Annotated in this window: 14 protein-coding genes; 6 read left to right on the top strand and 8 right to left on the bottom strand. The window is 34.6% G+C overall.

All coding sequences use genetic code 11. The features are described 5' to 3' along the window. Nucleotides 1–11: 11 nt before the first annotated feature. Nucleotides 12–1,535, bottom strand: a complete 1,524-nt coding sequence (fumA, locus tag C568_RS0121765) for a class I fumarate hydratase (protein WP_018767229.1) — start codon at nucleotides 1,533–1,535, stop codon at nucleotides 12–14. 245 nt (nucleotides 1,536–1,780) lie between these two features. Further along, on the bottom strand, nucleotides 1,781–1,963 hold the full coding sequence (locus tag C568_RS0121760; protein WP_002174720.1) for an SE1561 family protein: 183 nt from the start codon (nucleotides 1,961–1,963) through the stop codon (nucleotides 1,781–1,783). 257 nt (nucleotides 1,964–2,220) lie between these two features. Between C568_RS0121760 and yfkAB the strand changes: the two genes are divergently transcribed. Further along, on the top strand, nucleotides 2,221–3,348 hold the full coding sequence (gene yfkAB, locus C568_RS0121755) for a radical SAM/CxCxxxxC motif protein YfkAB (RefSeq protein ID WP_016112955.1): 1,128 nt from the start codon (nucleotides 2,221–2,223) through the stop codon (nucleotides 3,346–3,348). Between the two features lie 38 nt (nucleotides 3,349–3,386). Here yfkAB and C568_RS0121750 read toward each other — a convergent pair whose 3' ends face one another. Together C568_RS0121750 and cax are read right to left on the bottom strand one after the other, a co-directional pair. Further along, nucleotides 3,387–4,184 carry a YfkD famly protein gene (locus C568_RS0121750; RefSeq protein WP_026008703.1) on the bottom strand — a complete coding sequence of 266 codons (798 nt, stop codon included), beginning with the start codon at nucleotides 4,182–4,184 and terminating at the stop codon, nucleotides 3,387–3,389. A 293-nt stretch (nucleotides 4,185–4,477) separates the two neighbouring features. After that, on the bottom strand, nucleotides 4,478–5,533 hold the full coding sequence (gene cax, locus C568_RS0121745; protein ID WP_029427592.1) for a calcium/proton exchanger: 1,056 nt from the start codon (nucleotides 5,531–5,533) through the stop codon (nucleotides 4,478–4,480). Nucleotides 5,534–5,720: 187 nt separating this feature from the next. Between cax and C568_RS0121740 the strand changes: the two genes are divergently transcribed. The 3 genes from C568_RS0121740 (at nucleotide 5,721) to C568_RS0121730 (ending at nucleotide 7,006) form a co-directional block, all read left to right on the top strand. Beyond that, on the top strand, nucleotides 5,721–6,137 hold the full coding sequence (locus tag C568_RS0121740) for a pyridoxamine 5'-phosphate oxidase family protein (protein ID WP_003194829.1): 417 nt from the start codon (nucleotides 5,721–5,723) through the stop codon (nucleotides 6,135–6,137). A gap of 152 nt (nucleotides 6,138–6,289) precedes the next feature. After that, nucleotides 6,290–6,436 carry a BH0509 family protein gene (locus C568_RS0121735; protein WP_026008701.1) on the top strand — a complete coding sequence of 49 codons (147 nt, stop codon included), beginning with the start codon at nucleotides 6,290–6,292 and terminating at the stop codon, nucleotides 6,434–6,436. Between the two features lie 141 nt (nucleotides 6,437–6,577). Continuing rightward, nucleotides 6,578–7,006 carry an EamA family transporter gene (locus C568_RS0121730; protein WP_003194827.1) on the top strand — a complete coding sequence of 143 codons (429 nt, stop codon included), beginning with the start codon at nucleotides 6,578–6,580 and terminating at the stop codon, nucleotides 7,004–7,006. Between the two features lie 7 nt (nucleotides 7,007–7,013). On the opposite strand, the gene C568_RS0121725 is transcribed toward C568_RS0121730, so the two are convergent. Next, on the bottom strand, nucleotides 7,014–7,610 hold the full coding sequence (locus tag C568_RS0121725; protein WP_003194825.1) for a DedA family protein: 597 nt from the start codon (nucleotides 7,608–7,610) through the stop codon (nucleotides 7,014–7,016). A 433-nt stretch (nucleotides 7,611–8,043) separates the two neighbouring features. Here C568_RS0121725 and C568_RS0121720 point away from each other — a divergent pair, with 433 nt between their 5' ends. Then, the gene (locus C568_RS0121720) at nucleotides 8,044–10,836 is read left to right on the top strand and encodes a dynamin family protein (protein WP_018782710.1); all 2,793 of its coding nucleotides are present in this window, start codon (nucleotides 8,044–8,046) and stop codon (nucleotides 10,834–10,836) included. A 60-nt stretch (nucleotides 10,837–10,896) separates the two neighbouring features. On the opposite strand, the gene C568_RS0121715 is transcribed toward C568_RS0121720, so the two are convergent. Both C568_RS0121715 and lepB read right to left on the bottom strand, forming a co-directional pair. Then, nucleotides 10,897–11,319: a hypothetical protein gene (locus C568_RS0121715; protein WP_006093361.1), complete on the bottom strand. Its 423-nt coding sequence runs from the start codon at nucleotides 11,317–11,319 to the stop codon at nucleotides 10,897–10,899. 14 nt (nucleotides 11,320–11,333) lie between these two features. Then, nucleotides 11,334–11,867 (bottom strand): signal peptidase I, encoded by a 534-nt coding sequence (lepB, locus tag C568_RS0121710; protein WP_003194819.1) that lies wholly within the window; start codon nucleotides 11,865–11,867, stop codon nucleotides 11,334–11,336. Nucleotides 11,868–12,027: 160 nt separating this feature from the next. On the opposite strand from lepB, the gene C568_RS35675 reads away from it, so the two are divergent. Beyond that, nucleotides 12,028–12,333, top strand: a complete 306-nt coding sequence (locus tag C568_RS35675; RefSeq protein WP_029427600.1) for a hypothetical protein — start codon at nucleotides 12,028–12,030, stop codon at nucleotides 12,331–12,333. A 64-nt stretch (nucleotides 12,334–12,397) separates the two neighbouring features. On the opposite strand, the gene C568_RS0121700 is transcribed toward C568_RS35675, so the two are convergent. Next, entirely contained in the window at nucleotides 12,398–13,078 is a 681-nt protein-coding gene (locus C568_RS0121700) for a lysoplasmalogenase (protein WP_006093363.1), read from the bottom strand. Between the last annotated feature and the right edge of the window lie 86 nt (nucleotides 13,079–13,164).

The following is a 13,164-nucleotide window of genomic DNA, read 5'->3' as shown; positions in this document are numbered from 1 at the left end:
CATTTTTCCACTTACTTAAATACCGGTTCTTTAAAGCTTGCTAATTTTTCAAATGATGTTTTATCTACATCTGCGTGTAGGCTATTACCATGAGAGTCCATTGTTACAACAGCTTTAAAGCCATCAATACGTAGGTGCCACATTGCTTCTGGAATACCAAATTGTAAGAAGTCGACATCTTTCACTTCTTTAATACATTCTGCATAATACTGCGCAGCACCACCGATTGCATTTAAATATACACCACCATGTTCTGCTAGTGCCGCTAATGTTTTTTCTCCCATGCCGCCTTTACCGATGACAGCACGAATACCAAACTTCTTCATAATGTCGCCTTGATATGGCTCTTCACGAATACTTGTCGTTGGACCTGCCGCTTTAATTTTCCAATTGTCATTTTCATCTTTCACTACAACTGGACCACAGTGATAAATGATTTGTCCATTTAAATCTACCGGGCAATCGTTATCCATTAAATGCTTATGAATTGCATCACGACCTGTGTACATCATCCCGTTAATGGTAACGACATCTCCAACGCGAAGTTCACGAATTTGCTCCTCTGTAATTGGTGCCTGCAGTACAATTTCACGCTGCTCACTTTTTGCGTGCTCCACTTCTTGTTGAAGTGTATTTTCACCTTCTTGATATAACCAATCGATAATCTCACCTGTTTCAGGATGAATTGTTACACCAAGGCGACGATACGCCCAACAATTATATGCAACAGACACATAGAAACTAGCTGGCAGACGATTGTATACTCCAATTTTACAACCAAGTAAGGTTGTTTCTCCACCAAATCCCATCGTACCAATGCCAAGCTTGTTCGCATTCTCTAATACGTATTCTTCAAGCTTCTGTAATTCAGGAATTGGATTCACATCATCTAATGTGCGAAATAGTTGGTTTTTTGCCAACTCATAACCTGACGTACGGTCTCCCCCGATACCAACACCGATTACTCCTGCACTACACCCTTGTCCTTGTGCTTGATATACCGCATGAAGAAGGCATTTGCGAATCCCTTCTAAATCACGACCTGCTCGTCCAAGTCCTTCTAATTCACAAGGTAAGCTATACTGAATATTTTTATTTTCACAGCCGCCCCCTTTTAAAATTAAACGAGCATCAATATAATCTTTCTCCCACTGCTCAAACTTAATCACAGGTGTACCTGGTCCTAAGTTATTACCGCTATTATCTCCGAAAAGAGAATCAACAGAATTCGGACGAAGTTTCCCGTCCTGTGTCGCCCGCTCAAGCGCACTGTAAATTGCTTCTTTCATTTGTAATTGATTTACGCCAACTGGTGTATAAATTTTGAAGGTTGGCATCCCTGTATCTTGGCAAATTGGAGAGATGTTTTCATCTGCCATTTTAATATTATTTGTAATGGTGCCAAGCGCCATTGCAGAACGAGTCCCTGCATTTTCTCGTTCTTTTGCTCGTTGAATTGCACGACGAACATCTTTCGGTAAATTCGTTGATGTTTCAACAATCAGTTGATACATACTTTCTTGAAGCTTTTCCATTGTTACTTCCCCCTCAATTGTGAACGCTACCAAAACGCTACGAGATGAAATTTTCACCCTTAAGTCTCTAGAGTCTTTGTTTTTATTTTATGACTCTTAAGATCAAACGAAATTTTTCACAACTTGATTATACCTTTTTTTCCATATTCCTTCTATTTAATCGGGCAGGAAATCTATATATTTTCTAATAAAACAGCGCATTTACAGAAAACGGCTACCAATATATAATTGGCAGCCGTTTTATATTATTCGTCTTTTTTAAATTGCTCACATTTCAGTTCTAATTCATCTAACATCGCAAGAAGACGATCTACATCTTCTAATTCTACCTCTTCTGGTTCAATTGTATCGATTACTTCGATGAACATATTTAAACGTTCTTTTAAATATACTAATTGTGAATCTTTATCTTGAATTGCTTTTCCCACAAAGGCACTCTCCTTTTTATTCGAGTTACTCTTATTATACCGCAAAAATGATTATCACGAACATGAATTTTCATCATTTTTGCCACAATACTTGATTACATACAAGCAGACATTTAAATTACTTCCTCCATTACTTGAAGTGAAATCAACAGATGAAGAATTTTTGTTACAAAAAGTTTCACTTTATAAAACGTCCATATTCTTCTATTATAGAGGATGGACAAATTGTTATTTCAACAGTCAAAGGAGTATTTCAGATGAGTATATCACAAACAATGAAGCCGATTACTCCTTCTTACGATCCATGGGAAGCGTATATGGACCTTGAAGAGTACGGCAAACTACTATTAACAAACGTTGAATTTACAACGACAACGTTATGCAATATGCGCTGTGAGCATTGTGCTGTTGGTTATACATTACAGCCAAAAGATCCAAATCCGCTTCCGATGGAACTTTTATTAAAACGATTAGATGAGATTCCTCATTTACGTTCTTTAAGTATTACGGGTGGAGAACCAATGCTCTCAAAAAAATCCGTCGACAACTATGTAACACCACTCTTAAAATATGCCCATGAACGAGGCGTTCGCACTCAAATCAACTCAAACTTAACTATAGATTTAGCCCGTTATGAACAAATTATTCCTTATTTAGATGTGTTGCATATTTCACATAACTGGGGAACAATTGATGATTTCGTTGAAGGTGGATTTGCAATGATGGAGCGCAAACCTACTTATGAACAACGTGCTAAACTATTTGAACGAATGATTACAAATAGTAAAGCTTTATCAGATGCAGGTGTTCTCGTGTCAGCAGAAACAATGTTAAATAAACGTACCCTACCACATATTGAACACATTCATCGTCAAATCGTCGAAGAAATGGGCTGTAAGCGCCATGAAGTACACCCTATGTACCCAAGTGATTTTGCTAGCAACCTTGAAATTTTAACAAAAGATGAAATTCGAAGTGCAATCGAGCATTTATTAGATATTCGTGATGAAAATATATGGATGTTATTTGGCACACTACCTTTCTACGCATGTAGTAATGATGAACGTGACTTAGCTACATTAAGAAAATTACATTTAAGCAAAAACGTGACGGTTCGTAACGATCCAGATGGGCGTTCTCGCTTAAATGTAAATATTTTTGATGGCAACATTATCGTAACAGACTTTGGTGATATTCCACTGCTTGGTAACATTCAAACAAACACATTACAAGAAGCCTACGACAGATGGTGTAGTTCGAAAACAGCGAAATCATTAAGTTGTCACTGCCCTGCTGTAAAATGCCTTGGGCCAAATATTCTTGTGAAAAACAGCTATTATCCAACCGAAGATTTCTTAACAAAAGAAACAAATATTACACTGTAGCAAAAAAAACGTCAGCATATTTAGCTGACGTTTTTTTGCTATTGTGGATAAGGCGAAGAAATAAATTTAAAGGATACATAATCTTGTATAGGAATAGATGCCCCAATTCCTTGTGAAGTAATATTTTTAATGACAAGCCTCTTCTGATTTCCTTTTAAAACAAGATATACTTCTCCAAATGTAACTTTTCCTTTTTCATTTACCGCTGGTGTATATGCATATAAATACCCAAGTTGTTTTGGACTGATATTATATACACGCTCATTTCCAGTACCATAACCAATTGTTGTTTTAAAAGAAAGAGGAAGCTGCACCTTCTCCATCGCCTTTAAAAGAATCATCTTTTTCACATCATCTGTATCTTTAATATAGGCTGTTAAACCACCTTCTACCGTTTTTTGCGATTCTTGTTTGTACCGAAGCGGATATAACCGCTCCACACCACGGTTATCATATACATTACGATTTACTTGCTTATATTCCCAATTTATCGCTGTATCTGTTGATTCATAATTTAACGGCCATTGACCTAAATAAATTTTCGCCCTATATCCAACTGCAAGAGGTGCATTTGAAATCGAAGTTTCATTAAACAACCGAATTAAATCTGGGTTTTCGATTCGAATGGTCGATGTTTTCAGTAATTCTTTCGCTAGTTCACTTGGCTGCAAACGCGGTAAATCTTGCGCTTCATTTGGATACGTATTGTCCTTTGAAATATTCAAAACAGATGAAGGCATCTTTACGTTTATTGTTGTCTTTGCAGAGCTACTATAAGGAAATAATAAAATAAACGAGACCATAGTTGAAAGACATATGCTGTACACTCGTTTCACCTACTTTACCCCTTCCTAATTTAAGAGTGTATAAATCATTTAAATAGCTATTAAATACAAATTGAAAAACCGACATAAAACCTTTCTTTTTAGGTGGGATAGAGCATCTGGTCATGCATAAAAGCGGTCAGATCCTCTTCCTGCCCCCATGCCAAGTGAAAACAAAGAGATAAAACAAGTGCATGTCACCTTTTGTTCTTCGTAGCAGCGACTTATATGCCTGCAAATCAAAATGGATTTATATATTAACTATCTCTATTATTTTCTCTCCGTAATATTGTTATCCCAATTTTTTATAACAAGTAAAAGCCAATTCCCATAATGAAATAAGCGGCTAATAATGTTCCTCCTTCAAACCAGTTCGTATCTCCATCATTTGAAATTGCAATTGTTAAAAAGACCGCTGTAATCATGGACACAAGTTCCGGCATTGTAAATACAAGGGGCATTTTTACCGTAAAAAACATCGAAAGTATGATGAGAACAGGGGCAACGAACATGGCAACCTGCAAGGTTGAACCGACTGCAATTTCAACTGCAATATTCACTTTATTTTTATAAGCCATAATAATTGCAGAGGCATGCTCCGCGGCGTTACCAACAATCGCAACAATGATAACCCCGATAAATAATTCCGACCATCCAAATGATTTTGCTACCGTTTCAAATGTATGAACAAGCGCCTCGGATACATAAGCAACAGCCGCTGTTGCAATCGCTAAAATAAGTAATGCTTTCCCTTTTGACCATTCAGGCTCTTCCTCATGTTCTACTTCATCGCTTTTATGCTGATACACACCACGATGCGTAACCAGTTTAAAGAATAGTGCGGCTAAATACATGACAATCATGATGATTGAAACCCCAATACTTAATTGATATGTTTTGTCTATACTCATCTTCATTGAAAAAACTTCTGGAATAACAAATGCTACAACAACTGCAAATATTAGTAAGGCCGAATTATGCCTTGCATCATAAACATTAAAACTTTGTCTTTTATACTTGAGCCCTCCTACAAAAAAAGAAAGACCTCCAACTAACAATAAATTGCCAAGAACGGAACCAGTTAGTGAAGCAAGTACGACTTCAGTTAGCCCTGCTTGTAATGCAAAAACTGAAATGATAAGTTCAACCGCATTCCCGAAGGTTGCATTTAATAGCCCACCAATTCTTGGTCCAGAGACAATAGCTAAACTTTCTGTCGCTCTTCCCATAAAAGCAGCGAGAGCAATAATTGTAATGCAATACACAGCAAACATAATTGTTTGTGGCCAATGCAACGTATTTCCAAGAATAGAAAGCGGTACACCAGCAAGTGCAAGTATTAAGAAAATTTTATTAAACATATTTTCCATCCTTTCATCGTATGTATTTCCCCCACTATTATCATTATTCTTCTCCTAACTTGTCCCATTTCATCACAAATACGTTTAAAAAATACGATTGAAGAAAAAAGTATGAAAGAGTGTAAAAAATTTTAAGCAACAAGTTTCCGCAGAATGAAATTACGGATAACAGAAAGGGGCTCAAAAAATGAATTTAAAAGAAAAAATTGCAACTATTATTGAAGGACAAAGAACAGGTGTATTAGCTACCGTGCGTGAAAATAAGCCACATAGCTGTTTTATGATGTTTTTTCATGAAGACTTTGTATTATATGTCGCAACAGATCGTAATTCCAAAAAGGTAGTAGATATCGAACAAAATTCAAATGTACACGTGCTACTCGGAAGAGAAGGGAAGAAATGGGATGAAGATTATATCGAAGTAGAAGGCACCGCTTCAATTGAAGAAGAGCAAACATTAAAAAATAAATTTTGGAACAACAACTTAAAACGCTGGTTACTCGGCCCTGAAGATCCTAACTATGTACTTATAAAGATCAATCCAAATACAATTTACTACATCGATAGTGCTGGTACGACTCAACCAGAGTTTTTACGACTGTAATTCAAAAACAAGCCCTTTAAAAGGGCTTGTTTTGTCGAAAAGTTCTTATCAAAAAAAAGATAAAAAAGATGGAACTTTCTAAAGATTCTGTTATATAATAGTATCAACTTAAATAATCTGTATTAAAACAGATTGGGAGGAGAAACAAAATGATGAAAAGAGAAGAACGGAAAAATATGATTGAGTTTATTGAAAAGAAAAAGGGAATTGAGCGTGAAGAGCTTTTATTTATGACAGATGATGAAGTAGAACACATTTATAATGTAACGTACTTTTTATATGAAGAAATTGCAGAATAATAGATCAAAGGCCCATCTAACATCTTTATGTTAGATGGGCCTTTACTATTTTCATAGTTATATTCAAAACATCCTCTTGCTATCCGTTATACTTGAGAATGATTTTCATGTATAATAATACAAGACTGGAGGAATTTTACTATGAGTTCATGGCTATTATTCGCATTATTATCAGCAATTGCTGCAGCACTTGTATCCATTTTTGGAAAATTTGGTTTAGAAGGAATCGATGCCAATGTGGCAACAACTATCCGTTCAATCATCATGGCACTATTTATGATAGGTGTAATTATGATACAAGGTAAATTTCAAAATATTGGTGACGTTCTAATGAATAAAAAAGCACTGCTATTTATCACGTTAAGTGGTATAGCTGGTGCCTCATCATGGCTGTTTTATTTTCTCGCCTTAAAAACAGGAAAAGTTTCACAAGTTGCTCCTGTAGATAAATTAAGTGTTGTATTTTCAATTATTCTTGCAATAATTATATTAGGCGAAAAATTAAACTTCATGACTGGAATGGGTGTTGTATGTATTACAGCAGGTGTTCTCTTCATTGCTTTCAGCTAAAAACCGCTTAACTAGCGGTTTTTTTTCTTCTTATGTAGAGCCATACAATAAGTACAACTACTACTGAGATAATTAAAATCCACATTCCATAATGATGCAAACTATATTCAACAAAGCGCCACTTCTCTCCAAGTTTCCATCCAAGTCCAATAAAAACGCTAATCCAGATGAAAGCACCACCGTATGCGTATAGACAAAATCTCCAAAACGTTAAATTTGACATACCAGCAAAATATGCAGTTAAATGACGAACTCCTGGTATAAAATATCCAATCATTATTAAAAAAGGACCATATTTTTCAAACAAAACATGCGTTTTTTCAATTTGCTTTTCTTTAATTCCTATCTTTGGACCATATTTTTTTAATACAGGCAGTCCAAGTTTTAAGCCAAGTATGTAACTTAAAGTAATTCCAAGTACCGCACCAGCCATTCCACTTAAAAAAGCAGCTGTCCCTGACATAGTTCCTTTCGAAATATTATAACCAACAAACGTCAGCAAAAACTCATCTGGTATTGGCAGACCCACTATTCCACCCGCAAGAGCTATAATAATTCCCAAATACCCATAATGTGAGATTAACTCACCAATATGTTGTTCCATTTGGATGACACATCCTATGCACAATCGTTATTCCATATTGTACCCTCTCTATCTTTTAAGCAAACATGGTATACATATTCACTATACATCGTTTTTATAATGAACTCTACTCCTATTCATCTTACCTGTAATGAAACTTTTTACTACTTTTAATCTTCATTTTTCAGGACCTTAAGGTGTGAATGCATATTGTCCACGAATAGCGTGATAAATCCATACTTCACTTCATAATTATAAGAAAATCCGACTTCACAAGCGTGATTTTTGTTACAATAAAGAAAAGTTACATTTAGCATCGGTTTGACTCTCAAGAAAAATGATATAGGCAGTAAACATATATTTAAAAAGATTACATGCATCTTCCATCCGTGTAGAGTACTATGCATCCTTTTACATAAAAATCATTTTTCTAAATTATACAGGGGGAAAAAACATGACCATAGAAAAACAATTGATTCAAAAGGTATACTATGAAACATTCTTAACTGAACAGGATTCTGTTCAGGCTCCTCAAGTACTTGGGGAAGCATATGTAAATGAAGCTGAAAATGAATTTTCCAATATCGCTAACATTCGTTTCGCACAAGGAGAAGTTAATTATCATCATAAAGATTTCGAAACAGCCATCTTCAAGTGGGAGAAAGTAAACAATGATCTCTCTCTATGGGCAAAAAAAAATATAGCAGACGCTTATTTTGAATTAGGATTGCTTTCAATGGCAGAAGAAATCTATACATCGATTCAAACAGAAGACACAACACTGACAATGGAAGTTTCATTGCAACTTCTTTCTCTGTACATCGAACAAAATCGCTTAGGACTTGCTTTTAAGGTCATTAGTGAAGCAGTTTCATTCCAACCAGACTATCCAAATATCACTGCCATTGCTCGTTCCTTTTATGAGAAACAGCAGGATTGGAACAATGCTATTGACCTTGCTGTTCAAGAAGGAATTCGAACGAAATCATTACATTGGTTTGAGATTTTAACAAGTTATGTGAATCAAGGATTCACAAAACAAATGAAACCAAAATATTTTTATGAAGCATTAAAAGTTTTATATACCGTCGATTCCGTTCAATTTAAGCAACTTGTCTCATCACTTTGGAAAATCTATCAAGATGAGTCAACCTACTTATTATGGATTCAAACAATCAATCACCTTTTTTTACACGTCGAGGTAGATTCTTACGACTCATGGGATGAAATTGTTACTCTTTATCAAGACACCTACTGTGAATTAATTACAGGACAATACTTGATGCATGAACTACAGGAACTTATTCCAGACTTGTTAACAAATTGGTTTAGCTTAACAAAAGCAGAACATTCTCTATTTGTTTCCGCTGCAACGTTAGCATGGAATGAGATTTCACCTAAAAGCCTTGATACATTACTTGTAAAAAGCGCTGAAACACTCCTTTCTAGTTCAAAAACAGTTAACACAGTTGATCTAGACAAAGTTTCAAGCTTATTTGAAACTATTGTCGTATGGGCAGAAAAGAATGATGTAGACTTAGGACATTCTTTCACATGGCTTGTTCGAGAACTTTCCGACCTAAACGTACAACAAGTTCTCGTTACAGGTACGAATGATGCTAGTAAATCATCCTTTATCAATTCTATATTAGGGGAAAGTATACTAAAAAATTCTCCTGGAGCCGCTATCATATTTAAAGATAATGCGCAAACAGAAATTACAGAACTCACGGATTTAACAATAAGAACTACTTCCAATTTGGATGAATTTTACGAAATGATGGCTGTTCCTCCAAAATCAGAATCTGAGCAGAAATGTATTGAGTTTAAATTACCATGTAGGTTTTTACGAAAAAATAAATTCTCATTTATCGTTACACCAGGTTTTGATGGAAATGGCAATAAAGAGAATACAAATCTTGAATACTTACATGCAACCGATAATCTATTATATGTTCTTAATACCTCTTCGCCTTTACTTGATGAAGAAATCGATACACTACTATACATACGAGAACAAATACCGACTTTACAAGTTCATTTTGTTTTAAATACAATCGATACAATCTTTAGTGATGAAACAGCAAATAAAATGCTAAATGAAACCGAGTCTAAAATACGTGTACATTTTCCAAATGCACGAGTATTCCCTTACTCATCTTTAGAAGAGAACAGCGGGCAACTAAGTGATTTAACAGAATCCATTACTTCAAACTTTAATAATAGAAATATAGAAACCGAACGCACGGAAAAACTATTATGGTTTATTCAAAAGACCATCACGTATCTCTTAAATGAACGCGTACAATTAGAAAATACGTTAGTAAAGTCAATCCGTTGGAATAAACACCTTTTAGTGAAATTAAATGGCTTCATTAATAACCTGACTGCTATTGAAAAAGATAAGACTCGCTCTATTACAGACTCATATCGTTTAACGAAAGATGAAATTATACATGATCTTCATGATCAAATTCCTGAATTATTGCAGAGCTGTTCCGATTTAGTTCATGAAGATAGTGACTTTAAACAAGTTCCTGAAGAATTAAATGCAGCAATGAATGAAAGAATTCAAAAACATTTACAACAAATGATATTACCTAAGTTTACTCAATCTATTCAAGAATGGATTGAAAAAGTCCATAATGAATTTATTCAAAGTCAATCTTATTTAGATGAAATGAGTGAAACATTTAATAAATTATACGAAGAAGAACGTATGAAACTACCATGCGATTTCCAACTACTTGATGATTGGCGCCGCGATGTTGCAAGGATGACAAACCGGATCAAAGTTGATGATGTGAATATTTTACTACGCTTTACACCAACACAATTTCTATTAAAAAGTGCTGGAAAGCTATTCGGTAACATGCAGAAAAATCAATCCATGCTTTACAACAAATATAAAAATTATATCGAGACCGAAGACTATACAGATGTAACAACAACTATTTCTGAACAGTTCTTCCTTCAATTTGAATTATTCGAGAGTGCATTAGAACGTGATATTATGATGTTCTTTAAAGAACCTCTTAGCATATTAAAGCAAACTGTGGAAGCTGCACATCTCGAAATAAATGAAGATGAAAATGCATTAACGAAACTAAGAACAAATCCAGAAACATATCATGATCCTTTAACACTGTTTAAATTACAGTTATTGCAGTACAAATTCATGCTAAATGAAAAAAACGATGAAGCCCCTTCTTTGAAAATAGCAACGAACGAGGCACCTACAATTTAGGTAAATACAAAAAACCAAGCAAATTGTAACAATTGCTTGGTTTTTTACTTATATTCTATTTCACATATCCCAATTAACATCATTAACCTTTGCATCAATTTTCACACGCTTAATGAATTTCTTTCTTTCATCTTCTTTATGAATTAACTTATGTACATAACGACGTTTGCTTAATACATCCCTGCATGCTTTATTATAATTAAAAATTTCCTGGCAGCGCTTATCCTCATATAAAACCTTGAACCATGTATACCGCTTCAGTTTTTCTATGTGTCGCTGCACTCTTTTCTTTTTCCGTTCTTCTCGTTCCGCTAATCTTTCTAATGCATCCTCTACCACTTCATCTAACATAAAGTCTCCAGCGACTCTTATAATACTAACAGTCCCTCTTACAATCCCTTTACCTGCATCAACACATATTTCACTTAATGCAATTGCTGCGCGACCAACTCCTACTAGAATGTGTCCAATCATATCCTCCATATTGTCCCTTCTTTCTAGTTCACAATTTTCATATGATCAAACGGATAATAGATTGCAGTTAATGTGCCAAGCACTTCTGTTTTATGAATCAGTCCTAAGCCGTTACGGCTATCCCTACTCACTAAACGATTATCTCCCATGACAAAAATTTTATTTTTCGGAATCGTAATAGGACCAAAGTCTTCAGTTAAATTAATAAGAAGTTGTTTCGCTTGTTTTTTATTTTTATCTAAATAAGGTTCACTTTGCACTTGATGATTTACGTATAATTGATCATTTTTCATCTCAATTACATCTCCTGGCAACCCAATAATTCTCTTCACATAAAAATTATCAGTCTTTACTACAATAATATCTTCACGCTCATAGGTTTCAAATCTCTTTGCTAACTTATTAATAATTACTTTATCCCCATCTTGCAATGTTGGCCTCATAGATGCTCCCTGCACAGTTGTTGGAAAAAACACAAAAATTTTCACTAAAAAAAACAACAAACACGCAATAGCTAGTATTTCAAAAAGCTCACGAAAGCGACTTTTCTTTTTCATTTTCCATCTCTCATTCCTCTCCCTTTGTTACATTTATTATAGATAGTTTTTATTATTAATTTCCACAAAATTCCGAAAGAATAAGATAAAACCTATAAAATTTTATAAATCTGAATAATATTCTTAAATGTAATTGATATACTAGATTGGTCTTTTATAAATTAATGCATATACTCCAAGGAGGACTCATTTTTTAAGGAACGAAAATACTGGACAAATTAAACAGGCAAAACTAGGTTTTAGTTGGACTGTCTTTTTCTTCGGATTTTCCCCTGCTATATTCCGTGGGGATTGGAAATGGTTTTTAATTATCTTAATTGCAAGTGCTTTTACATTCGGATTTTCTAATTTAGTTTTCTGCTTTATTTATAACAAAATATACATTAATGAGCTATTATCTCAAGGTTATAAAGCGGCTGACGAATATAGTCTTTCCGCTTTACAGCAAAAGAACATCGTAGCATAATATATAATCAAAAAAGAGGATATCCCAAAAGTAGCTCAATAGCTACTTTTAGAGATATCCTCTTTTATATTCCAACATATACAATACACATCTGTGCAGCAACATATGTTACCCAGATCCAAAGTGGATCATACTTTACTTTGCGACCACCAATATCCGTTACACCAATAATAAAATCAGAAATCACAAATAACAATCCACCAAGCGCTGGAATCCACCACATTCCGTTGTCTGCATAGTATAATGCAAATGCAAAACACGCCATTCCTCCAACCCATAAACCATATACGAGCGCACCAATTGTAAACAGCCTATCTTGTTTTTGATTGCGAATAAAAAAGAACCAACCAATTATTAAAAATAAACCGTATGCTACTACTCCAATCCAGAACCCATTCCATGAGATACCCGTTTGCAAAAATGCTGTTACATAAAAACAATGCGCAATTGCAAAGGTAACCATACCGCCGATTAACCGATGTCCAAATGGAATGATCCCTGCCATAAATAAATCACCAAGCGTAGATAAAGTCATACCAATTGCAGCCCACTGACGATACTCTACAGATGGATCTTGTAACCAAATCCAGATCGCACCACCAGTTAAAGAAAAACTAAGAATAAGACGAATCAATAATGGTAAAGGCTCATTTTCTCCCGTTTGCTTTGTCTGTGCTATTGCATAAACCGCACCTACAACAAATACAATGACCTGTCCAATTAATAATATATAAATTTCATTCATAATATGTTCTCCTCAATAAATGGATATTAATATTTCTTCGTGATATAACCTATCTTCTCCTGTTTTTATCATATAAAATTTCAAAA

This window comes from Bacillus sp. 95MFCvi2.1, assembly GCF_000374965.1.
GTDB lineage: Bacteria > Bacillota > Bacilli > Bacillales > Bacillaceae_G > Bacillus_A > Bacillus_A pseudomycoides.
The sequence above is the reverse complement of the archived record's forward strand: the minus strand, read 5'-3'. Positions and strand labels throughout refer to the sequence as shown.

Excerpts from the sequence above, each read along its gene's own strand:
- yfkAB (WP_016112955.1), top strand. The coding sequence starts at position 2,221 with ATGAGTATATCACAAACAATGAAGCCGATTACTCCTTCTTACGATCCA.
- cax (WP_029427592.1), bottom strand. The coding sequence starts at position 5,533 with ATGTTTAATAAAATTTTCTTAATACTTGCACTTGCTGGTGTACCGCTT.
- C568_RS0121735 (WP_026008701.1), top strand. The coding sequence starts at position 6,290 with ATGAAAAGAGAAGAACGGAAAAATATGATTGAGTTTATTGAAAAGAAA.
- lepB (WP_003194819.1), bottom strand. The coding sequence starts at position 11,867 with ATGAAAAAGAAAAGTCGCTTTCGTGAGCTTTTTGAAATACTAGCTATT.
- C568_RS0121725 (WP_003194825.1), bottom strand. The coding sequence starts at position 7,610 with ATGGAACAACATATTGGTGAGTTAATCTCACATTATGGGTATTTGGGA.
- fumA (WP_018767229.1), bottom strand. The coding sequence starts at position 1,535 with ATGGAAAAGCTTCAAGAAAGTATGTATCAACTGATTGTTGAAACATCA.
- C568_RS0121715 (WP_006093361.1), bottom strand. The coding sequence starts at position 11,319 with ATGGAGGATATGATTGGACACATTCTAGTAGGAGTTGGTCGCGCAGCA.
- C568_RS0121740 (WP_003194829.1), top strand. The coding sequence starts at position 5,721 with ATGAATTTAAAAGAAAAAATTGCAACTATTATTGAAGGACAAAGAACA.
- C568_RS0121720 (WP_018782710.1), top strand. The coding sequence starts at position 8,044 with ATGACCATAGAAAAACAATTGATTCAAAAGGTATACTATGAAACATTC.
- C568_RS0121700 (WP_006093363.1), bottom strand. The coding sequence starts at position 13,078 with ATGAATGAAATTTATATATTATTAATTGGACAGGTCATTGTATTTGTT.
- C568_RS0121730 (WP_003194827.1), top strand. The coding sequence starts at position 6,578 with ATGAGTTCATGGCTATTATTCGCATTATTATCAGCAATTGCTGCAGCA.